At 56.7% G+C, this 19648-nt stretch carries 18 protein-coding genes; 12 read left to right on the top strand and 6 right to left on the bottom strand.

The annotated features are described in order from the left end of the window. The first annotated feature begins 23 nt into the window (after positions 1–23). Entirely contained in the window at positions 24–1232 is a 1209-nt protein-coding gene (locus FZF01_RS04875) for an acyl-CoA dehydrogenase (RefSeq protein WP_150277016.1), read from the top strand. A 201-nt stretch (positions 1233–1433) separates the two neighbouring features. Here FZF01_RS04875 and infA read toward each other — a convergent pair whose 3' ends face one another. From infA to aat, 3 genes are all read right to left on the bottom strand, one after another. Further along, entirely contained in the window at positions 1434–1652 is a 219-nt protein-coding gene (gene infA / locus FZF01_RS04870; RefSeq protein WP_036989719.1) for a translation initiation factor IF-1, read from the bottom strand. Between the two features lie 174 nt (positions 1653–1826). Next, on the bottom strand, positions 1827–2534 hold the full coding sequence (locus FZF01_RS04865) for an arginyltransferase (protein ID WP_150277015.1): 708 nt from the start codon (positions 2532–2534) through the stop codon (positions 1827–1829). A gap of 63 nt (positions 2535–2597) precedes the next feature. After that, positions 2598–3293, bottom strand: coding sequence for a leucyl/phenylalanyl-tRNA--protein transferase (gene aat / locus FZF01_RS04860; RefSeq protein WP_150277014.1), 696 nt, complete (start codon positions 3291–3293; stop codon positions 2598–2600). A gap of 245 nt (positions 3294–3538) precedes the next feature. Here aat and FZF01_RS04855 point away from each other — a divergent pair, with 245 nt between their 5' ends. The 8 genes from FZF01_RS04855 (at position 3539) to corA (ending at position 14199) form a co-directional block, all read left to right on the top strand. Beyond that, a complete protein-coding gene (locus FZF01_RS04855; RefSeq protein WP_150277013.1) occupies positions 3539–5950 on the top strand; it encodes a DNA translocase FtsK in 2412 nt (803 codons plus the stop codon). Positions 5951–6033: 83 nt separating this feature from the next. Next, on the top strand, positions 6034–6627 hold the full coding sequence (gene lolA / locus FZF01_RS04850) for an outer membrane lipoprotein chaperone LolA (RefSeq protein WP_150277119.1): 594 nt from the start codon (positions 6034–6036) through the stop codon (positions 6625–6627). A gap of 49 nt (positions 6628–6676) precedes the next feature. Continuing rightward, positions 6677–7951: a replication-associated recombination protein A gene (locus FZF01_RS04845; protein WP_223825407.1), complete on the top strand. Its 1275-nt coding sequence runs from the start codon at positions 6677–6679 to the stop codon at positions 7949–7951. A gap of 6 nt (positions 7952–7957) precedes the next feature. Beyond that, positions 7958–8329 (top strand): fluoride efflux transporter CrcB, encoded by a 372-nt coding sequence (crcB, locus tag FZF01_RS04840; protein WP_150277011.1) that lies wholly within the window; start codon positions 7958–7960, stop codon positions 8327–8329. Positions 8330–8369: 40 nt separating this feature from the next. After that, entirely contained in the window at positions 8370–9653 is a 1284-nt protein-coding gene (gene serS / locus FZF01_RS04835) for a serine--tRNA ligase (protein ID WP_150277010.1), read from the top strand. Position 9654: 1 nt separating this feature from the next. Next, positions 9655–11103, top strand: coding sequence for a siroheme synthase CysG (gene cysG / locus FZF01_RS04830; protein ID WP_150277009.1), 1449 nt, complete (start codon positions 9655–9657; stop codon positions 11101–11103). Between the two features lie 91 nt (positions 11104–11194). Further along, entirely contained in the window at positions 11195–13078 is a 1884-nt protein-coding gene (locus tag FZF01_RS04825; RefSeq protein WP_150277008.1) for a diguanylate cyclase, read from the top strand. Positions 13079–13134: 56 nt separating this feature from the next. Further along, the gene (gene corA, locus FZF01_RS04820) at positions 13135–14199 is read left to right on the top strand and encodes a magnesium/cobalt transporter CorA (RefSeq protein ID WP_150277007.1); all 1065 of its coding nucleotides are present in this window, start codon (positions 13135–13137) and stop codon (positions 14197–14199) included. A 5-nt stretch (positions 14200–14204) separates the two neighbouring features. On the opposite strand, the gene FZF01_RS04815 is transcribed toward corA, so the two are convergent. After that, a complete protein-coding gene (locus FZF01_RS04815) occupies positions 14205–14999 on the bottom strand; it encodes an SDR family NAD(P)-dependent oxidoreductase (RefSeq protein WP_150277006.1) in 795 nt (264 codons plus the stop codon). 380 nt (positions 15000–15379) lie between these two features. On the opposite strand from FZF01_RS04815, the gene FZF01_RS04810 reads away from it, so the two are divergent. Both FZF01_RS04810 and FZF01_RS19525 read left to right on the top strand, forming a co-directional pair. After that, complete coding sequence (locus tag FZF01_RS04810; RefSeq protein ID WP_150277005.1) at positions 15380–17032, top strand: sodium:solute symporter family protein; 1653 nt, start codon at positions 15380–15382, stop codon at positions 17030–17032. A 60-nt stretch (positions 17033–17092) separates the two neighbouring features. Next, positions 17093–17224 carry a putative transporter small subunit gene (locus FZF01_RS19525; RefSeq protein ID WP_223825393.1) on the top strand — a complete coding sequence of 44 codons (132 nt, stop codon included), beginning with the start codon at positions 17093–17095 and terminating at the stop codon, positions 17222–17224. Positions 17225–17262: 38 nt separating this feature from the next. Here the strand turns inward: FZF01_RS19525 and FZF01_RS04805 are convergent, their stop codons facing one another. Beyond that, the gene (locus FZF01_RS04805) at positions 17263–18327 is read right to left on the bottom strand and encodes an alpha/beta fold hydrolase (protein ID WP_150277004.1); all 1065 of its coding nucleotides are present in this window, start codon (positions 18325–18327) and stop codon (positions 17263–17265) included. 45 nt (positions 18328–18372) lie between these two features. Here FZF01_RS04805 and FZF01_RS04800 point away from each other — a divergent pair, with 45 nt between their 5' ends. Further along, on the top strand, positions 18373–18903 hold the full coding sequence (locus FZF01_RS04800) for a lipocalin family protein (protein ID WP_223825392.1): 531 nt from the start codon (positions 18373–18375) through the stop codon (positions 18901–18903). A 6-nt stretch (positions 18904–18909) separates the two neighbouring features. On the opposite strand, the gene FZF01_RS04795 is transcribed toward FZF01_RS04800, so the two are convergent. Continuing rightward, positions 18910–19554 carry a TetR/AcrR family transcriptional regulator gene (locus FZF01_RS04795; protein ID WP_188434423.1) on the bottom strand — a complete coding sequence of 215 codons (645 nt, stop codon included), beginning with the start codon at positions 19552–19554 and terminating at the stop codon, positions 18910–18912. Between the last annotated feature and the right edge of the window lie 94 nt (positions 19555–19648).

The following is a 19648-nucleotide window of genomic DNA, read 5'->3' as shown; positions in this document are numbered from 1 at the left end:
GTCACTGAAAAAGGCACGCAACTATGGATTTCGGATACTCCCCCAAGGTTAAAGACTTGCGCGAACGCGTTGATGCATTCATGCAGGAACATGTATTCCCGGCCGAGCATATCTTCCACGAGCAAGTGAACGAAGGCGATCGCTGGCAGCCTACCGCCATCGTTGAAGAGCTTAAAGTCAAGGCTCGCGCTGCTGGCCTGTGGAACCTGTTCCTGCCCGAGTCCGAACTGGGCGCTGGCTTGACCAACCTTGAATACGCACCACTGGCTGAACTGATGGGCCGTTCTGGTCTGGCTTCCGAGGCATTCAACTGCAGCGCGCCTGACACCGGCAACATGGAAACCATCGTGCGCTACGGCAACGAAGAGCAGAAGGAGCGTTGGGTCAAGCCGCTGCTGGCTGGCGAAATCCGTTCCTGCTTTGGCATGACCGAGCCTGGCGTTGCTTCATCTGACGCCACTAATATGCAGGCCAATGCCCGCCGCGAAGGCGATGAGTGGGTTATCAACGGTCGCAAGTGGTGGACTTCAGGCGCTTGCGATCCACGCTGCAAGATCATGATCTTCATGGGTCTGACCAATCCCGATGCGCCTCGTCACCAGCAGCACTCGATGATTCTGGTGCCCATGGACACCCCCGGCGTGAAAGTGATTCGTCCGCTGCCGGTATTCGGCTATGACGATGCGCCACACGGCCATGCTGAAGTTACCCTGGACAACGTTCGCGTTCCCTACGAAAACGTGTTGCTGGGTGAAGGTCGTGGTTTTGAAATCGCTCAGGGTCGCCTCGGGCCAGGTCGTATTCACCACTGCATGCGCTCCATCGGTGCCGCCGAACGCGCACTGGAACTGATGTGCAAGCGTTCAGTAGAGCGTGAGGCATTCGGCAAGCGTCTGGCTCAGTTGGGTGGCAACATCGACCTGATCGCCGAGTCGCGCATCGAGATCAACCAGGCTCGCCTGTTGACTCTGAACGCCGCTTACATGATGGATACCGTGGGCAACAAGATCGCCAAGAGCGAAATTGCCCAGATCAAGGTAGTCGCACCGAACGTTGCGCTACGCGTGATTGACCGTGCTATCCAGATGCACGGTGGTGCAGGTGTGTCGGAAGATACTCCGCTGGCACACATGTATGCCATGCAGCGCACGCTGCGTTTGGCCGACGGTCCGGACGAAGTACACCGCGCCGCGATTGGCAAGATCGAGTTGGGTCAGTACATGAAGCGCTAAGCTTCACCTGGCTCCGGCCGGAAACAAAAAACCGCTCCTTGTGAGCGGTTTTTTTGTGGCTGCGTTCTGATGTGGACAAACAATGTGGATAAACAAGGAATGCGCGCAAGCGAACGCCCACCCGCTTTAACGGGTGCGCATATCAGATCTGGCGTTGGCGTTGGCCGGTTTGGCCGGAACTGCCGGGAGCAGCGCCCCGGATTAACGAGCGCGGTAGGTAATGCGACCCTTGGTCAGGTCGTAGGGCGTCAGTTCGACGCGTACCTTGTCACCGGTCAGGATGCGGATGTAGTTCTTGCGCATCTTGCCTGAAATGTGGGCAGTAACGACGTGACCGTTTTCCAGTTCAACGCGGAACATGGTGTTCGGCAGTGTGTCTACAATGGTGCCTTCCATTTCAATACTGTCTTCTTTCGCCATTAAGCAAAGGCCTCTCAAATTACGGAATATCAGCGGGACACCAATGCAGCGCCCGCAAAAAAGGTGAGCAATTGTGCCTGAAAATCGCCCAACAACCAAGTTTGATCGGCTTTATTTAGCCAGCTGGGCGATTCATCACCGCTTTTGCTGGTGATCAGTAGCTTGGGGAGGCATTTAATTCACACGCATCCAGCGTTGATTGACTAGCATTTCCAGCGGCCGGTACTCGGTCTTGTAGCTCATCTTGCGGCAGTTTTTTATCCAGTAGCCCAGATAAACGCCTTGCAGTCCGGTGCGCCGGGCTTCCGCGACCTGCCAGAGGATGGCAAACCGCCCAAGACTACGACGTGGGTACTGCGGATCAAAAAAAGTGTAAACCGCTGAAAGTCCATTGTGCATATGGTCAGTAACTGCCACGGCCAGCAGTTGCCCATCAAGGCGAAATTCGTAGAAGAGGCTGAAGGGCCAGTCCCGGACGAGAAAGGAGCCGAACTGTTCGCGGGTCGGTGGATACATATCCCCATCTGCATGGCGCGATTCGATATAACGAGCGTACAACTGATATATCTCGTCAGTCACCCTGGGCGGATGAGCTGTTACCTGCAGGTCGGCATTACGTTTGATGATGCGTTTTTGCTGGCGACTTGGTGAAAAGTCTGCGGCCGGTATGCGCGATGCGATGCAGGCACTGCATGCCTGGCAGTGGGGGCGGTAAAGATGATCACCGCTACGCCGGAACCCCAGCTCCGAAAGATGGCTGTAGGTTTCTACGTCAATGGGTGTTTGCGGATCGAGAAAAAGGGTGGTTGCGCGCTCATTTTCCAGATAGCTGCAGGCATGGGGATGCGTGGCGTAAAATTTCAGATGAGCGAGGTTGGTCATGGACGGTTGCTCGACAGTATGTTCGATGCTGCGTATGCGTCAGTATAAGCGTTGCTCGGCCAGCTACAACTCATCAGCGCCCCAGAGTCCGATAGTGGGCGCAGGGCAAAGCAGTTGCAGTTTTGCCAGAAAGGCATTCCGGCTGATAGATTCAGCTCCCAGACTGAACAGGTGTTCGGTTGGCATCTGACAATCAATCAATTGGAAGCCCCATTTTTCGAGCTTTCCGACCAGATATATGAAAGCAGCCTTGGATGTGTTGCTGCGGCGACTGAACATGGACTCGCCAAAGAACACTTTCCCCAGTGCAACCCCATACAGGCCTCCCACAAGGTGGCCCTCTTGCCAGACTTCGACGGAATGGGCGATGCCCAGTTCGTGCAGCCGGCAGTAGGCAAATTGCATCTCCGAGGTGATCCAGGTGCCGTCGGTATAATCTCGCGGTTGTGCACAGGCATGGATCACTTCGGCAAAACTGCGGTCCAAGGTGATCTCGAGGTCAGCTGTGCGCATGAATTTCTGCATACTGCGCGATATATGCAGGTGGGCAGGGCGCAGAATGGTGCGTGGATTGGGAGACCACCACAGCAGCGGTTGGCCGTCCTGGTACCAGGGGAAAATGCCCCGACTGTAGGCTTCTATCAAGCGTTCTGGCGACAGGTCGCCGCCCGCTGCAAGCAATCCGTCAGGTTCGGTCAGTGCCCGGTTGTGGGGCGGAAAAGCCAGGCTGTCGGAGCGCAGCCATGTAAGCTGTGGCATCAGTCAGCACCTTGTTCCGAACGTGGGAGCCACGATCTTGAATGTTTAAACAGTTTATCAAGATACTGATATAAGTTATTGTGATTCATGAATATAATTTCAATATGTGATCCAATACCATCCACCGGTGAGACCCGACGCTTATACTCGTTTCTGAAACCTGACTGCCGCGCGTCCAGGCAGTTGTGAATTCCCCGCCCGGACATCGTACAATGTTCGGCTGAACAACGACGGAAGCCAGTCTTTTGAAGGATACCAAAGCCCGCAAAGCCCCGCCCGTGTGGCGTGAACAGCTGACACTGCGCCTTCGCGAGGGCGCACTGCTGGCGATGATCGCCCTGTGCCTGTACCTGAGCATGGCGCTGTTGAGCTATGACACCTCTGATCCGGGCTGGACACGTAGCGGCGGCACCGGTGAAGTGGGTAACGCTGGCGGTAGCATGGGTGCCTGGATTGCTGATGTGTTGTTGCTCTCCCTGGGCTATCTGGCTTACCTGTTTCCGGTGATTGTGGCGGTGAAAGTCTGGCAGATGTTCCGCCGCCGTCATTTGCCCTTTATCTGGAATGGCTGGCTGTTCTCCTGGCGTCTGATTGGTTTTGTATTGACCTTGTTGGCCGGCACTGCTCTGGCTGCGCTGCATGGTAGTGCGCCAGATAACTTCCCGAATATAGATGGCGGTGGCGGGGGCGGTGTTCTCGGGGAGCTGCTGTCCCAGATGGCCCGACCAATCCTCAATATGCAGGGGAGCACTTTACTTTTTCTGACCCTGTTCCTGTTTGGTCTGACGGTTTTTACCAATCTTTCCTGGTTTCGCGTCATGGAACTGACCGGCAAGATCACCCTGGATCTGCTCGACCTGCTCAAACGTGCCTGGCACAGTTGGCGAGCTCGTCGCGCTTCTGCTGCCGTAGAACGTGATCTGCCGGCGCGACCGACGAAACAGCCCGCCGCACGCAGCGAACCGGTATTCAGTGCGGCCGAACAGCGCGAAGCTGAAGCTTCCCGTGCTCGGCGCCAGGAGTCCCTGGCCAAGCACCAGGCGTCCCGCGATGGTCGCCAGCCGCCTGAGATCGTACCGCCGGATATCAAGCCGGCCCCGTCCAGCGAACGGCTACAGAAGGAAAAACAGTCGAAGCTGTTCAACGATTCTATTGAGCCAGGCTCTCTGCCACCCATTTCACTTCTTGATCCGGCCCTGAAAAAAACCAAGGGGTTTTCTGCTGAGTCGCTGGAGGGTATGTCACGGTTGCTGGAGCTCAAGCTCAAGGATTTCGGCGTGGAAGCCGAGGTTGAGAAAGTCCAGCCCGGACCGGTGATTACTCGGTTCGAGATTCAACCAGCTGCCGGCGTCAAGGTCAGCAAGATTTCCAACCTGGCCAAGGATCTGGCCCGGTCCCTTGCGGTCATCAGCGTAAGGGTGGTCGAGGTCATCCCCGGCAAGACAACGGTTGGTATCGAGATCCCCAACGAGGATCGCGAGATTGTACGCCTGTCCGAGGTGCTACAGACCCGTGAGTTCGACGAGGCCACCTCGCCGGTAACCCTGGCTCTGGGTCACGATATTGGTGGTCATCCGGTAATGGCTGACCTGGCCAAGATGCCGCACCTGCTCGTTGCCGGCACGACCGGCTCGGGTAAGTCAGTGGGCGTGAACGCGATGCTGCTGAGTATCCTGTTCAAGGCACCACCAGAGGAAGTGCGGCTGATCATGATCGATCCGAAGATGCTCGAGCTGTCGATCTACGAGGGTATTCCGCACCTACTCGCGCCGGTTGTTACCGACATGAAGGAAGCTGCGAACGCCCTGCGTTGGTGTGTGGCCGAGATGGAGCGCCGCTACAAGCTCATGGCCGCCATGGGCGTGCGTAATCTGGCGGGCTACAACCGCAAGATAAAAGATGCACAAAAAGCCGGCACGCCGCTGACCGACCCCTTGTTCCGCCGCGAATCCATGGAAGACATCCCGCCCGAACTGGAAACGCTTCCGGTGATTGTGGTGGTGATCGACGAATTCGCCGACATGATGATGATTGTCGGCAAGAAAGTGGAAGAACTGATCGCGCGTATCGCTCAGAAAGCCCGCGCCGCCGGTATTCACCTGATTCTGGCAACCCAGCGTCCATCGGTGGATGTGATTACCGGCCTGATCAAGGCCAATATTCCGACGCGCATGGCCTTCCAGGTATCAAGCAAGATCGATTCGCGCACGATTCTAGACCAGGGTGGGGCAGAACAGCTGCTTGGTCACGGTGACATGCTCTATATGCCGCCGGGCACCAGTCTGCCGGTACGTGTACACGGCGCCTTCGTGTCCGACGATGAGGTGCACCGTCTGGTTGACGCATGGAAACAACGAGGCGAGCCGGATTACATTCAGGACATACTCGACGGCGCAGACGATGGCGCGGGCGGCAGTTTTGACACATCCGGTGGCATGGGTGGCGGTGACAGCGAGGAAGACGCACTGTACGACGAGGCTGTGCGTTTCGTCACTGAAAGTCGCCGGGCCTCTATTTCTGCCGTACAGCGCAAACTCAAAATTGGCTATAACAGAGCCGCTCGCATGATTGAATCCATGGAAATGGCCGGAGTGGTAACATCAATGAACACCAACGGTTCGCGGGAGGTGATTGCCCCGCCTCCAGTACGAGATTGACGCGGTCCACCCTTACTCAGCGGAGAATACTCCTGATCATGATCAAAAACCTTTTGCGCTCAAGCCTTGCGGCGCTTTGCCTGATGACTCTGCCCATTGCAGCCCAGGCCAATGAAGAGGCTGTGGCTGCAGAACGACTTAATACCTTGCTGTCGCGCGCCAATACGATGAGCGCCGACTTTTCCCAGATGACGCTGAGCTCAAACGGCGCCAACCTGCAGGAGGCTACAGGTAGCCTGGTCCTGAAGCGTCCGGGGATGTTCCGCTGGCATACCGCTCCGCCTGCCGAGCAGTTGCTGGTGTCTGATGGCGAGCAGATATGGCTCTACGATCCCGACCTGGAACAGGTGACCATCCAGAAAATGGATAAACGCCTGACTCATACACCGGCGTTGTTGCTGTCAGGCGACGTCAGCAAGCTACAGGAAAACTTTGTCATTACCGTGATCGAGAGCGGCAGTGTCTCCGAGTTCCTGTTGACTCCCAAGGCGAACGACACCCTGTTTGACAATCTGCGCCTATCGTTTCTGGACGGCAAGATCAATGACATGCAGATGAGTGATGCGGTAGGTCAGCGTACCAACATCCTGTTCCGCGATGTGAAGGTCAACGAATCCGTTGAGCAAAGCGATTTCACCTTCGAGATTCCACCGGGAGTCGATGTCATCAGTGAGTGAGGCAGGCCTCTTCCCCGATCGGGGAACGCATCAGCCGCTGGCCGCACGCATGCGGCCAGCGACACTCGACGAATACACCGGCCAGGCGCATCTGCTCGGACCGAGTCGCCCGCTGCGCGTAGCGTTGGAGCAGGGCGCATTGCATTCGATGATCTTCTGGGGACCTCCGGGGGTAGGCAAGACCACCCTGGCGCGTTTGCTTGCCACCCTGGCTGATGCGCACTTTGTGAGTATTTCGGCGGTGCTGGCCGGGGTAAAGGATATCCGTCAGGCGGTAGAAGTGGCTCGTCAGCAGGCTTCGCAAAGCGGCCGGCAGACGATACTGTTTGTTGACGAGGTGCATCGCTTCAACAAGTCGCAGCAGGATGCCTTTTTGCCCTATGTGGAAGATGGCACCCTGTTGTTTATCGGTGCCACCACTGAAAACCCCTCTTTCGAGCTCAATAACGCCTTGTTGTCCCGCGCCCGGGTCTATGTGCTCAAGGCGCTGGATGAAGACTCGCTGTCGATCCTGATCGATCGTGCCTTGACGGATGTCGAGCGCGGCCTGGGGCGGCATGCGCTATCGGTCAGTGACGAGGCCCGGGGCATATTGCTTGATGCGGCCGATGGTGACGCCCGTCGTCTGCTGAACCTGCTTGAAATTGCTGCTGATCTTGTCGATGACGGCGGTACCATCGATACCGCCCTTGTCAGCGATCTGCTCAACGATACCCGGCGCCGCTTCGATAAGGGTGGTGAGGCCTTTTATGACCAGATCTCTGCGCTGCACAAGTCGGTGCGCGGATCCAATCCCGATGCTTCGCTCTACTGGTTCGCCAGAATGATTGACGGCGGAGCCGATCCCCTGTTTGTTGCTCGCCGAGTGGTGCGCATGGCCAGTGAAGAGGTGGGCAATGCGGATCCCCGGGCGCTTACCCTGGCGCTCAATGCCTGGGATGTACAGGAGCGCCTGGGTAGCCCGGAGGGTGAGCTGGCGGTTGCGCAGGCGGTGGTCTATATCGCCTGCGCCCCCAAGAGCAACGCGGTCTACAAGGCGTTCAATGCCGTAATGAAGGATGTCGCCAGCCAGCCGTCCTACGAGCCGCCGCTGCACCTGCGCAATGCGCCGACCAAACTGATGAAGGAATTGGGCTACAGCGAGGGCTATCGCTACGCGCATAATGAACCTCAGGCTTATGCGGCCGGGGAAGATTACTTTCCCGAGGAGTTGGAGCCGAAGCGCTACTACGAGCCGGCTGACCGTGGCCTGGAACTCAAGATCGGGCAGAAATTGGAATATCTGCGCAGCCTGGATGCGGCTAGCGGGACAAAAAGGAGGTAGGTACCCATGGGTGGCAGTTTGTTGGCAATCGCTCTTGGCGGATCGCTCGGCGCATTGAGCCGCTTCGGCATCGCGCAGTGGATCATGCTGACCTGGCCAAAGGCATTTCCGCTGGCAACCTTTGCCGTGAACCTGATCGGCTGCCTGATCATAGGTATACTTTATGGCCTGTGGCTGAGCCGGCCGGAATTTGCGCCGCTCCTGCGCCAGGGACTCTTTATCGGTTTTCTTGGCGCCTTTACTACATTTTCCACGTTCTCCCTCGACGCGCTGCGTTTGATGGAAAACGGCGAGAGCCTGATGGCCCTCGGATACATTCTGCTCAGTGTGTGCGTTTGTCTGCTCGCCACCTGGGCCGGCCTGACGCTGGTGCGATAACCAGTCAGGCTGCCACCCTGCAACCATAAGATGATGACTCATGCTTGATCCTAAACTGGTCCGTAGCCAACCCCAAATGGTCGCCGAGCGCCTTGCCACACGCGGCTTTGTACTCGACGTTGCACAGCTGGAAAGTCTCGAAGCGCGTCGCAAGACAGTTCAGACCCGTACCGAGACCCTGCAGGCGGAGCGTAACAGCCGCTCCAAGTCCATTGGCCAGGCCAAGGCCCGAGGCGAGGATATTCAGCCGCTGCTGGCGGATGTTGAGCGCATGGGCACCGAGCTGAGCGATGCCAAACAGGAGCTTGAGGAAATTCAGGCTGAACTGGATGCGCTGCTGCTGAGCATGCCCAACCTGCCAGAAGAATCCGTGCCGGTGGGCAAGGATGAGGCTGATAACGTTGAACTCCGCCAGTGGGGCACACCCCGCGACTTTGACTTCGATCCGCGTGATCACGTGTCCCTGGGCGAGCAGCACGGTTACCTCGACTTCGAGACTGCAGCAAAGTTGTCTGGGGCCCGTTTTGCATTGATGCGTGGCCCGATTGCGCGTCTGCACCGGGCGCTGGCCCAGTTCATGCTCGACGTGCACGTTAACGAGCACGGCTATGAGGAACTCTATACGCCTTACCTGGTGCAGGCTGATGCGTTGCAGGGTACGGGCCAGCTGCCGAAGTTCGAAGCCGACCTGTTCCGTGTTCCGCGTGGTGAGGAGCAAAGTGATCTGTATCTGATTCCCACCGCGGAGGTCACCCTGACCAATACGGTCAGTCAGAGCATTATCGACGCTGACAAGCTGCCCATGCGCATGACCGCCCACACACCCTGTTTCCGCAGTGAAGCCGGCTCTGCAGGCCGTGATACCCGTGGCATGATTCGCCAGCACCAGTTCGACAAGGTCGAGATGGTACAGATCGTCCGACCTGAGGACTCTGCAAACGCTCTGGAAGAGCTTACCGGCCACGCCGAGAATATTCTCAAGTTGCTGGACCTGCCTTACCGTGTATTGGCGCTGTGTACCGGTGACATGGGCTTTGGTGCGACCAGAACCTACGACCTGGAGGTCTGGATCCCCAGCCAGGGCAAGTACCGGGAAATTTCCTCCTGTTCCAGCTGTGGAGATTTCCAGGCCCGGCGCATGCAGGCCCGCTGGCGGAATCCGGAAACCGGCAAGCCGGAACTGGTGCATACCCTGAACGGTTCCGGTCTGGCCGTTGGTCGTACCCTGGTAGCCATCCTCGAGAATTACCAGCAGGCCGATGGCAGCGTGTTGATCCCCGAAGTCCTCCAGCCCTATATGCCCGGCATTGGACAGATCGGCTGACATGGAATATTTGCCGTTATTCCATAATCTGCAGGGCCGCCTGGTACTGGTTGTCGGCGGCGGCGAGATTGCCCTGCGCAAATCGCGACTGCTCAGCGAGGCCGGAGCGGTGCTACGCGTTGTTGCTCCCGAGATTGAGCAGCAGCTGGCCGAGCTGGTACACAGCGGTGGCGGTGAGTGCATTGAGCGCGGTTATCAACCGGACGATATGAACGGAACCCAACTGGTTATTGCCGCCACGGACGACGAGCCTCTCAACGCTCGGGTGTCGGCTGATGCTCAGACGCGGTTTCTGCCGGTCAATGCTGTAGATGCACCTGATCTGTGCACGGTCATCTTTCCAGCCATAGTCGATCGCTCGCCGCTGATTATTGCCATTTCCAGTGGCAGTCATGCGCCAGTTCTGGCGCGACTGACCCGGGCGCGAATCGAAACGCTGTTTCCCTATACCTACGGCAAGCTGGCCCAACTGGCCAAGCGCTTTCGCAGTCAGGTAAAGGCTGCGTTCCCGGGGATCAATCAGCGCCGCGTTTTCTGGGAGGACGTATTCCAGGGTGACGTGGCTGAGCGCATTTTTGCTGGTCAGGATGAGGCCGCGGAAGAACTGCTGGCGAGTCGACTGGCGGATCAGGCAGGGCAGAACTACCGCGGTGAAGTCTATCTGGTTGGCGCCGGCCCGGGCGATCCGGACCTGCTGACATTCCGCGCATTGCGGCTGATGCAGCAGGCAGACGTGGTCTTGCATGATCGCCTGGTGCCTACCGCGATCATTGACCTGTGCCGCCGTGATGCAGAGCGTATCTATGTTGGCAAGGCCCGTTCCGAACATACTGTCCCTCAGGAACAGATCAACCAGTTACTGGTGCGTCTGGCAGGTGAGGGCAAGCGTGTTCTGCGCCTCAAGGGCGGGGACCCGTTCATTTTCGGACGTGGAGGCGAAGAAATTGAAGAACTCGCCGCCCATGGCGTGCCTTTTCAGGTGGTGCCCGGTATTACCGCCGCCAATGGCTGCTCCGCTTATGCCGGTATACCGCTTACCCATCGTGATTATGCTCAGTCCGTGCGTTTTGTTACCGGGCATCTCAAGGATGGGACCAGTAATCTTGCCTGGCAGAGCCTGGTTGCGCCGGGCCAGACACTGGTGTTCTACATGGGCCTGGTGGGTCTGCCCGAGATTTGCGCGCAACTTATCAAACATGGCCGGGGTGCAGATACCCCGATGGCGCTTGTGCAGCAGGGCACAACCGCCAATCAGAAAGTATTGATCGGAACCTTGAGCACCATGCCTGGCCTGGTGGAAAGCACCAACATCACGCCGCCGACACTTCTGATTGTGGGTGAGGTGGTCCACCTGCACGACAAACTGAAATGGTTCGCGCCCGATGCCGTGGAGATTGATACAAAGGGTGTTTTGCGCTCCAACCAGGAATCGTCAAACCCAACGGACTAGACTAAAGTAGTAGCGAGTAATGAATGGCAGATTGATACTATCCGCAGCCGCCATTCGACGTCGTCGATTGAAGGCATGAAACGGAGTTCGCGTGCAGATAATTGAGGGAGTCCGGCAGCGCAAGTTTCTTTGGGACGCCAGGCGGACGTTGCTGTTCTGTGTGTTTTGCCTTACATATCTGGTCGCTCAGCATGCCCCTGCGCAGACTGAGCTTCTGATAGACAATGAGCCGCACTATTCACTGTCCACGCACTTCTCCGCTCTCCAGCACCATGGTGTCGGGCTTACCCTGGAGCAAGCCATCCAGCTGCAGGCACAGGGTGAATTCAGCAAAGCCGATACGCTATCGGCCTCTGTCACCAACTTCGGTCTAACCCGCGCGCAGGTTTGGCTCTATCAGGGTTTTACCACTGGCAATTCGGTACCCGAGCGCTGGATTCTTGAAGTTGCCCATGCATCACTCGACAGTGTTGACCTGTACATTGCGCCTGAGGGGTCGTCCTACCTTCGTCAGCATGCCGGGGACCTTGTACCCTTTGTCGACAAGCGATTCCCCCATCGGCATCATCTTTTCGAACTGCAGCTTGAGCCGGATACCCGCTACCAGATATTTATCAAAACATCGTCTGCGGGCACCCTGTCAGTGCCAGTAAGCCTTTGGCAGCCTGACGCATTATGGGCAGAGGATCAGTTCAGCTATACGTTTCTCAGTGCCTATTATGGGCTGTTGGGCGGCCTTATGTTTTACAACCTCTTTTTGTTTCTCTCTTTGCGCGACAAGCTGTATCTGATCTATGTGGCTTTTGTCGGCTTCCTGGCTCTGGGGCAAGCCGGTCTTGCCGGCCTGACAGGGCAATTTCTGTGGCCAAGCAACGCCATGTTGACCCACCTGTCTCCTACCGGCGGTGTGGCGCTTGCAGGGTTCTTCGGGACCTTGTTTGCACAGCGATTCCTTGGCTCTACCCCGCGCAGTCTCTACATGCATTGGGTTATGCCACTACTCGGCGTGGTGTTTGCCCTGTGCTTTCTGATTACCCTGTTCGTTTCTTACTTTGCCGGTGCCGTAATCGTTAATGTCACCTCTCTGCTATTTGCTCTGAGCGCACTGATCATCGGCGGAGTCAGTCTGTATCGGGGGCAGCCAGGTGCCCGTTTCTTCGTGCTTGCCTGGGTATCCCTGTTGGTCAGCATACTGGTCATGGCATCGCACAACCTGGGCCTTCTGCCCTCCAACGGCTTTACTTCAAACGCCTTGATGTTTGGTTCCGCCGCCGAGATGCTGCTCCTTTCGCTGGCGCTGGCTGATCGCATAAACAGCATGCAAAGAGCACAGGATCTTGCACAGCAGGAGGCGTTAGCCGTTAATCGCAAGATGGTTGATGCACTGCGCGAAAGTGAACGACGATTGGAAAGTCGGGTTACCGAACGCACGGTCGAACTGAAACAGGCTAATGAAGAGCTGACGCGCAACAAGGTGTTGCTTGAAGAACAGGCAAATCATGATGCGTTGACCGGCCTGGCCAACCGGAAATTGCTCAACGATCGCCTTGAGCAGGCGCAATTGCGTTCCCAGCGAACAGGCCAACGATTTGCTCTGATGGTCGCTGACCTGGACAGGTTCAAGCAGATCAACGATCGATTTGGTCACATGGCCGGTGATCAGGTTCTGGTAGAGGTTGCCCAACGCCTCAAGGCGCATCTGCGTGAAGTTGACACGGTAGCGCGCGTTGGCGGTGACGAGTTTGTACTTCTGCTGGAGTCGGTGGGCAGTAGGGAAGCCATGCAGACTTTGCAGCACAAATTGCTGACTGAGGTTATAAAGCCCTTGCCAATAGGGGGGCATGACATATCAGTCGGTATGAGTATTGGTATGGCGGTGTATCCCGATGATGCCACCAATGCGGAAAATCTTTTCCAGCTTGCCGATAAGCAGATGTATTCTCTCAAGCCGGACGCTGCTTCAAAAGTGGACTGACTCCTGCTTGCGCAGCCTGGGTGGCCGCAAATATCAACCGACACAAGGTAGATCAAATGCCGCGCAAGCTGGTGGTCAAACGTGGGAAAAAGCTCGGCGCGGCGCCTGGCACTCTGGTGCATATCGGTGACCACGCGCAGTTCGAGTGCACTACCTCTGTGGTTGTCTATGACCAAGAGAATCTCCAGATCAGGGAGAACGTTACTCCGCAGACGTGTCATGAGCTGCTCGCGCTACCCGGAGTGAAGTGGTTGGACATGGACGGCGTACACCAAGCTGCAGCGGTGAAGGAGATGGGAGAGCTACTGGGTCTCCATCCGTTGGTACTGGAGGATATTCTCAATACCGACCAGCGACCCAAGGTGGAAGCCTACGACGGCTATCTCTACATTGTTTTGCGCATGCTCCGGTTCGATCAAACCAACCATCAGATCTATTCCGAACAGATCAGCCTGATCCTTGGCAAGGATTACGTGTTCTCGCTGCAGGAATTGCCTGATGACATGTTCGACGGTGTACGCGCACGGCTGCGGGAAGGACGGCGTATTCGTTTCATGCAAGCCGACTATCTGGCATACGCGCTCCTCGACGCAGTAGTCGACCATTACTTTGTGCTGCTGGAAAAACTGGGTGATGAAATCGAGGCGCTTGAAGATCAACTCATTATCGAGCCTCAACCCACTACTCTGCGACGCATACACCATTTCAAGAGGGAAATGCTGATGCTGCGCAAAGCAGTCTGGCCTCTACGAGAGGTGCTGAACCAGCTCTCACGGGATGACTATCCGCTGATCAGCGAGGAAACAAGACTGTTCATGCGCGACGTACAAGACCACAGCGTGCATGTTCTCGACACAATCGACACCATTCGCGAATTGTTGGTCAGCATGCTGGATCTGTATATGTCCAGCATCAATAACCGGATGAACGAGGTGATGAAGGTACTTACCATTATCGCTACGGTGTTCATGCCTCTGACATTTATTGCCGGGGTATACGGCATGAACTTCGAACACATGCCGGAACTCGCCTGGCGATGGGCGTATCCGGCAGTGTGGGTAGTGATGACTGTGGTATCCGCTGGATTACTCTTGGTATTCCGACGAAAAGGCTGGCTCTGACGTCATCAGGTCAGCGTATCGACTATTCCTCCTTCGACGCGCATGGCAGCCCCTGTGGTAGCGGAAGCCTGCTGGGAGCAGACATAGACCACCATGTTGGCGACCTCTTCGGTTGTAGCCGCTCGCTGGATGATTGAAGAGGGACGCTTGGCCTTGACGAACTGGCTCGCGGCTTCTTCGGTGCTGATGCCCTGTTTCTTTGCTGCCGGCTCGATCATCGCCATGACGCCCTCGGAGAGAGTTGGCCCGGGCAAAACCGCATTGACGGTTACGCCAGTGCCAGCCAGGCGCTTGGCCAGACCCCGTGAGACCGACAGGTTGGCCGACTTGGTAAAGCCGTAATGGATCATTTCGGTCGGAATGTTGATACCTGATTCCGAAGACAGGAAAACGATCCGTCCCCAGCCATTCTCGACCATGCCAGGTGCGTAGGCCCGGGATACCCGCACGCCGGAAAGCACATTCACGTTGAAAAAGCGCTGCCAGTCATCATCCGGGATTTCAAAGAAATCCACTGCTTCGAAAATGCCCAGGTTATTCACCAGAATGTCGGCATGGGGTTCGGCGTTGACCAATTTTTCACAGCCGGATGCTGTCGCCAGATCCGCCGCCACGCCGCGCACATTGGCGTCGGGGTAGGCCGCCCGTATCTCTTCTACCGCAGTATGTACGCGGGCCTCGGTGCGGCCATTTACCACTACGCTGGCTCCGGATCGAGCCAGTCCGTGGGCTATGGCCAGGCCGATACCTGCGGTTGAACCGGTAACGATTGCCGTCTTGCCAGTCAGATCGATAAGCATTTTTTACTCCTTCAGTAGGAAACACGTTTCTGTCGCACAGCGTAGCCGCTGTGGTGCCCGCAGACAGCAGCCGATGCTGTCTTGCCGTAGCCGTGTCAGAAGGTTTGGGCGCCTGCTGGTGGCTGCTTGTGGATATTCGTACGTGGACGGGGCGAGCTCGAGGGAGTAGGGTGGCCGTCACCGGAGAGGCTTCCGGCCGCACTATCACGGCGTTTTCGATGCCGACTTTCGCACTATGAGGCTGCCAACCGCAACCTTCATCTCGCTACAGACATAACTAGAAAGATGTTCTGTTTTTGCTTACGTCCTGTGGCTGCCGCTCCGTATGGAATTCTGGTTGCCACGAAGGATGATCGGGCTGCAAAGCCTATGGGTATTCAATGAACAAAGAAAGTTTCTATCAGTTTTCGACGCTGACCGTCCTTGCCTTGCTGGTCGCCTTTTACGGCGGCACCTATCTGCTGACCTTGCTAATCAAGAAGAAAAAAGAAAATACCGACGCCTTCATGGTATCCAACCATCAGATCGGCTTCGGGCTTGGCGCTGCCAGCATGACCGCCACCTGGATTTGGGCCGCCTCGTTCTACGGCGCCGCCACCTCGGGATATACCTACGGCATTTCCGGCCCCCTGCATTACGGGCTGTGGGGCGCGCTGATGATTCTGTTTATCTATCCTTTCGGCCGTCGCTTCAGGGAACTGGCGCCCAACGCACACACCTTGGGTGAGCTGATTCACGCCCGCCATGGGTCCTCGAGCCAGCTGATTCTGGCGTCCTCCAATATCCTGGGCAGTATCATCAGTCTGATGGTCAACTTTACGGCCTCCGGTGCGCTGGTTTCGGTACTTTCTCCATTGTCGTTCCAGGCAGGGGTGGTGATCGCCGGGGTCGGCGTGCTGTCCTATACCTTGTGGTCGGGCTTTCGCGCATCGGTGCTTACCGATTTTGCGCAGTTGATGGCGATGATGGCGGTGGCAATCCTGATTATCCCTGCGGTGCTCTTCGCCCTCGGTGGGCCGGGCACGCTGTCCGATGGCATGAGCCTGCTCACGCCAGAACAGGCCAATCTGTTCTCGATGGACGCGATCCTCAACCAGGGCGCTCCGTTCTTTGTGGCGGTGCTGGCTTACGCGATCGGTAACCAGACCATCTCGCAGCGACTGTTCGCGGTTCGCGAAGACCACATCAAGCCTACATTCATCACCGCAACAATCGGCTACGGTGCGATCGTGATCGGGCTGGGCATGATCGGCCTGATGGCGCTGATGACAGGCATGGAGCCTATTGATGGCGACATGAACAACCTGATCCCGCAAATGGTTTCGATGTACCTGTCGCCGGTGTTTATCGGGCTGTTCTTCATTCTGGTGATCGGCTCGCTGTCCTCGACCGCGGATTCGGATCTATCCGCGATGTCAGCGATCGTAATGGCCGACGTCTACGGCAAGAATATCGCCAAGAACAAGCCAGATCCGACCAAAATGCTGTTTATCGGCAGGTTGACCATGATTGTCGCGACGCTGATCGGTGTGATTCTCGCGAGCTTCTCGATGGATATTCTGATCATGCTGGTATTCGTCGGCGCGCTCTGGGGCGCCATTGTGTTCCCGGTGATCGCCAGTTGCTTCTGGAACCGGGTCACCAATGCAGCTTTTACCTCGGCGGTGATCGCCGGCCTGCTGATGTTCTGCATCGCTCGCTTTGAGTTGTTGCCCATGGTCAGCGTGATTCCGGTGTTATTCGAATTGCTGGCGGCGGTTGGTGGCGGTGTGGTGCTCGGCCTGATGGCTTTCGGTTTCGGTGGGCGCCGTGTGGGCATGATTGTCGCCACGATAGCCGCCATCGCGCTGGCTTTTTTCTGCGTCGGTTTCTTGCGCGACTACACAGTTCTACTCGCATCGCTGATGGCGTATGGCGTCAGCACGATAGTCTGTGTGGTTGTCAGCCTCCTCAGTTCCAGCGAATTTGATTTCACGCAGATCGATCAGAAAGTAATCAATTACGATCCAGTCAAGCCTGGTGTCCAGGCCTGAACCTGATCAGTTTCATACGCTGGTGCGTTTCGGCGCACCGGCCAGACAAAGGAAATCAAGATGCAAACATTCATACTGGGATCATATGTACTGATCTGGCCGCTGGTATCACTGGCTATTCTGGCAGTGATCGGCGTTGCTACATGGAAGGATATTCAAAAAGCGCGACGTGAGAAAACCGAACTGGTCTGAAAATACTCAGACCAGCTCGCTACTGAGGCGGGTGTTGGCTATTTGTCTGCCAGGCCCTTGAGCAACGCTTCATGAAAGCGCTCGGGCGCCTGGATCTGAGGCGAGTGGCCGAGGTCGGGGAATTCGACCAGCGTTGCCTCCGGAATCGCTGCGGCCGCCTGCTCACCCAGAACGTCGTAACGGCCAAGCTCCTTTTGCAGGTCCTTCGGCGCCTGGGCTTTGCCGATAGCGGTGTTGTCTTTTTCACCTATGATCAACAAAGTTGGCACCTGCAGTTTGCCGAATTCATGGACCACCGGCTGGGTAAATACCATGTCGGAGGTCAACGCCTGGTTCCAGGCGACCAGCTCCTTGTCTTCACCGGCGTACATGCCAGCAAGCATATTTACCCAGCGATCATATTCAGGCTCCCAGGTATCCACGTAGTAGGTCGATTTCTGGTAGGCGCGGATGCCTTCGGCGTTCTTGCGCAGCTCGCCCTGGTAATTGTCATCCACGGTCTGATAGGGCACGCCCAGGGCCTTCCAGTCTTCCAGCCCGATCGGGTTGACCAGGACCAGCTGCTCAGTGCTCTCCGGATACATTAGTGCGTACCGGGTCGCCAACATGCCACCCATGGAGTGCCCCATCACGGTGACTTGTTCGATCTCCAGGTTATCCAGGAGAGCGTGCGTGTTATTGGCTAACTGATGAAAAGTGAACTGGTAATGCTCGGGTTTGGATGACTTGCAGAAGCCGACCTGATCTGGCGCGACGACGCGGTAACCCGACTCATGCAATTGGGCGATGGTCGCTTCCCAGGTGCCGGCACAGAAGTTCTTGCCATGCATCAGCACGACCGTCCTGCCGTTGGCCTGGTCAGCCTCGGGCGGAACATCCAGGTAGGCCATTTCCAGCTTTTGACCCTGCGAGTCAAATGTGAAGCGCTCTACCGGATAGGCGTACTCGAAACCGGACAGCTGCGCATCGTAGCTGGGCACATTGTCTTCAGCCTGGATACCGGTACTGCACAGAGCCGCGGCGAACGCGACGGTGGAAAGGCCAGCGGGAAGGGTGACACTCGGGATATAAGAGCCCTTTGATACGGTCAGATCACTGAACATTGCTACACTCCGTGGGAATAAAACTACAGACATCATAGGTGACCAATGAATATCCGACAGCTCATGCCCGTTTTTCTCGCCATTCTACTGGGCGGTTGCGTCAAATTACCCGAGAACGTCAAGCCGGTTTCTGATTTCGAGGCGGATCGCTATCTGGGCACCTGGTACGAGATCGCGCGCCTTGATCATTCTTTCGAAAAGGGGTTGAGCCAGGTTACCGCGCAATACAGCCTGCGGGATGATGGCGGCATCCGCGTTATCAATCGTGGTTATTCGAAGGAAAAGGACGAGTGGCAAGAAGCAGAGGGCAAGGCGTATTTTGTCGAGGACGAGAATACCGGTTATCTGAAGGTGTCGTTCTTCGGGCCTTTTTATGGTGCTTACGGCATCTTCGAACTGGATAAGGAAGATTACAGTTATTCGTGGGTGTCTGGGCCGGATACCGGCTACCTCTGGCTGCTAGCTCGTTCTCCGGAGGTCAGCGAGGAGCTAAAGCAACGTTTTGTAGAGCGGACTGACGAGCTGGGGTTCAATACGGATGAGTTGATCTGGGTCGAACAGGGGAGTCAGGAGTAGGTTGTGTCACTGCTGCTGATGCGCTTTCAACGCGGTCAATAGCAGATTGACAGCTGACTCGACCCGAAAGCGCAACTCCTCTGCCCCGGGAGCAGGACAGCCGTTCATGAGCAAACCGTGGACCAGGCTACCTTTCCACATGCCGATCAACTGCTCAGCGGTATGCATAGGGTTATCTACCCTGATTTCTCCCAGCTCCGCAGCCCGCTCCAGGCACGCCGCCGCGCGGGCCACAAAAGCCCGGGGGCCATCCCGGTAGATCAGCTCGCCATGTTCGCAATGACGGGCGCCGTGGGTGATGACCGTCCGCATGATCCTTACACCCTGGTCACTGGTAAGAAAGGCGAGCAATTGTGTGCCTAACACAATCAATTGCTCGCGAAGATCATCAATCGTGTTGACGGGCAGGGGACCCAACCCGGCCATTTCCTGATGCTGACGTTCGAGCACTGCGCGCAACAACGCTTCTGCGTTATCGAACCTGCGGTAAATAGTGCCTTTCGATACGCCAGCTCGCCTGGCTATACCCTCGATGGTGAAGTGCATGTCGCCGTCTGCGAAACAGTCGAGCACCGCATCGAGTATACGATCCAGCTTTTCTGCATCCACCGGCCTGCCAGGGCTGGCCGATTGCACCTCTTTTTCACCCATTTGCTCACCTCTGCGTAGGGGCGCTGCGATTATCGGGGCATACATTCTGTCGTAATCCTCTGCGACACTCATCACAAGATTAACGGAATACAAC

It is taken from the genome of Halopseudomonas salina (genome assembly GCF_008641105.1).
Note: the sequence above shows the minus strand (reverse complement) of the source record. Positions and strands in the feature narration are given on the sequence as shown.

Coding starts and splice junctions, on each gene's coding strand:
- FZF01_RS04875 (WP_150277016.1), top strand. CDS start 24: ATGGATTTCGGATACTCCCCCAAGGTTAAAGACTTGCGCGAACGCGTT.
- infA (WP_036989719.1), bottom strand. CDS start 1,652: ATGGCGAAAGAAGACAGTATTGAAATGGAAGGCACCATTGTAGACACA.
- FZF01_RS04865 (WP_150277015.1), bottom strand. CDS start 2,534: ATGACCAACCTCGCTCATCTGAAATTTTACGCCACGCATCCCCATGCC.
- aat (WP_150277014.1), bottom strand. CDS start 3,293: ATGCCACAGCTTACATGGCTGCGCTCCGACAGCCTGGCTTTTCCGCCC.
- lolA (WP_150277119.1), top strand. CDS start 6,034: ATGACTCTGCCCATTGCAGCCCAGGCCAATGAAGAGGCTGTGGCTGCA.
- FZF01_RS04845 (WP_223825407.1), top strand. CDS start 6,677: ATGCGGCCAGCGACACTCGACGAATACACCGGCCAGGCGCATCTGCTC.
- crcB (WP_150277011.1), top strand. CDS start 7,958: ATGGGTGGCAGTTTGTTGGCAATCGCTCTTGGCGGATCGCTCGGCGCA.
- serS (WP_150277010.1), top strand. CDS start 8,370: ATGCTTGATCCTAAACTGGTCCGTAGCCAACCCCAAATGGTCGCCGAG.
- cysG (WP_150277009.1), top strand. CDS start 9,655: ATGGAATATTTGCCGTTATTCCATAATCTGCAGGGCCGCCTGGTACTG.
- corA (WP_150277007.1), top strand. CDS start 13,135: ATGCCGCGCAAGCTGGTGGTCAAACGTGGGAAAAAGCTCGGCGCGGCG.
- FZF01_RS04815 (WP_150277006.1), bottom strand. CDS start 14,999: ATGCTTATCGATCTGACTGGCAAGACGGCAATCGTTACCGGTTCAACC.
- FZF01_RS04810 (WP_150277005.1), top strand. CDS start 15,380: ATGAACAAAGAAAGTTTCTATCAGTTTTCGACGCTGACCGTCCTTGCC.
- FZF01_RS19525 (WP_223825393.1), top strand. CDS start 17,093: ATGCAAACATTCATACTGGGATCATATGTACTGATCTGGCCGCTGGTA.
- FZF01_RS04805 (WP_150277004.1), bottom strand. CDS start 18,327: ATGTTCAGTGATCTGACCGTATCAAAGGGCTCTTATATCCCGAGTGTC.
- FZF01_RS04800 (WP_223825392.1), top strand. CDS start 18,373: ATGAATATCCGACAGCTCATGCCCGTTTTTCTCGCCATTCTACTGGGC.
- FZF01_RS04795 (WP_188434423.1), bottom strand. CDS start 19,554: ATGGGTGAAAAAGAGGTGCAATCGGCCAGCCCTGGCAGGCCGGTGGAT.